The sequence below is a fragment of the Bavariicoccus seileri WCC 4188 genome, assembly GCF_000421665.1.
Lineage (GTDB): Bacteria > Bacillota > Bacilli > Lactobacillales > Aerococcaceae > Bavariicoccus > Bavariicoccus seileri.
In genome coordinates, this window is record NZ_ATXL01000102.1 from 1 (window position 1) to 1,337 (window position 1,337).

Consider the following 1,337-nt stretch of genomic DNA (forward strand, 5'->3'; position numbering starts at 1 on the left):
CAAAATAGTTCAAGGCATATTAGAAGATACTTTGGAAAGTTTATAAGCAAACTGTCAAAGGGAATCGCCATTTACACAAAATTATTGACACTCCCGAGGAAGGAGTTCCTATATTTAGGATATGAGCTATAGATATATGAGACTGCTATTAATGTTTGATATGCCGACAATTACTGCAGAAGAAAGAAAAGCGTATCGTAAGTTCAGAAAATTCTTAATTAACGAGGGTTTTATAATGCATCAATTCTCTGTATATAGCAAAATTTTATTAAATGGTACAGCGAATACATCTATGGTTGCTCGTCTGAAACGTAATAATCCTAAGAAGGGACTTATAACTTTACTATCTGTAACTGAGAAACAGTTTTCGAAAATGGTCTACCTTTCTGGTGAGAGAGATACGAGCGTCGCAAATACAGACCAAAGGATTATTTTTCTAGGAGATACTTATGATCAAACTTAATTTTCCTCTTTTAGATGATCCGATAGAACTTGTGAAGTCTACTGTGTTGGTTATCAATGATGTACCATTATTTGCTAGATTGAATAGGGCATTTTATCATTATGATGATCAAGAAGATGTTAAACTGTATGATTTAAAGTATAAACCAGTAAAATCAACTGAACTATTGGTTATTACAGACTTTTTGGGATTTGATGTTAATTCATCAACAGTACTAAAATTAGTATATGCAGATCTGGAGCAACAGCTTAATGAAAAGCCAGAAGTTAAATCAATGATAGATAAGTTGACAGCTACCATTACTGAGTTAATAGGGTATGAATTATTGGAACATGACCTAGATTTAGAGGTTGATGAAATTACTATTATTGAACTTTTTAAAGCTCTTGGAATTAAAATAGAAACTCTCAGTGATACGATATATGAAAAACTGATTGAAATTATTCAGATTTTTAAGTACTTATCCAAAAAGAAATTGTTAGTTTTAGTTAATGCCTGCTTGTTTCTGTCTGCAAGTGAATTAGAAGAGCTTTGCCAATACATTTCTCTTTCAAATGTCAATGTTCTATTTTTAGAAACTAAAGAAATTGATCAACAAACTGTGGAAAACCTAGAGGTTGACCAATACTTGATTGATAGTGACTACTATGTGACTAAAATATCTTAAAGTACTTGAGATTTTAGATATCAACGGTATTAAGCTTTGAAAGTATGTTAGAATTATTTACAAAGATAAATTAACAATGTTTCTCCAGGGTTTGTGTATTTTTAAATTGATCTTTGATAATTGAATAGAAAATGATATCTTTGATTAAAGGGATGCATTTAAAACCTATTCTTGCTATAGATGAATGGCGCGATTACGGAATTTTGC

Annotated in this window: 2 protein-coding genes; both read left to right on the forward strand. The window is 30.9% G+C overall.

The genetic code is table 11. The features are described from left to right. Positions 1-121 precede the first annotated feature (121 nt). Positions 122-463, forward strand: a complete 342-nt coding sequence (cas2, locus tag H541_RS0110950) for a CRISPR-associated endonuclease Cas2 (RefSeq protein WP_026501805.1) — start codon at positions 122-124, stop codon at positions 461-463. Continuing rightward, positions 453-1,130, forward strand: coding sequence for a type II-A CRISPR-associated protein Csn2 (csn2, locus tag H541_RS0110955; protein WP_026501806.1), 678 nt, complete (start codon positions 453-455; stop codon positions 1,128-1,130). The genes cas2 and csn2 overlap by 11 nt, the downstream gene beginning before the upstream one ends. Positions 1,131-1,337 lie beyond the last annotated feature (207 nt).

Coding starts and splice junctions, on each gene's coding strand:
- cas2 (WP_026501805.1), top strand. CDS start 122: ATGAGCTATAGATATATGAGACTGCTATTAATGTTTGATATGCCGACA.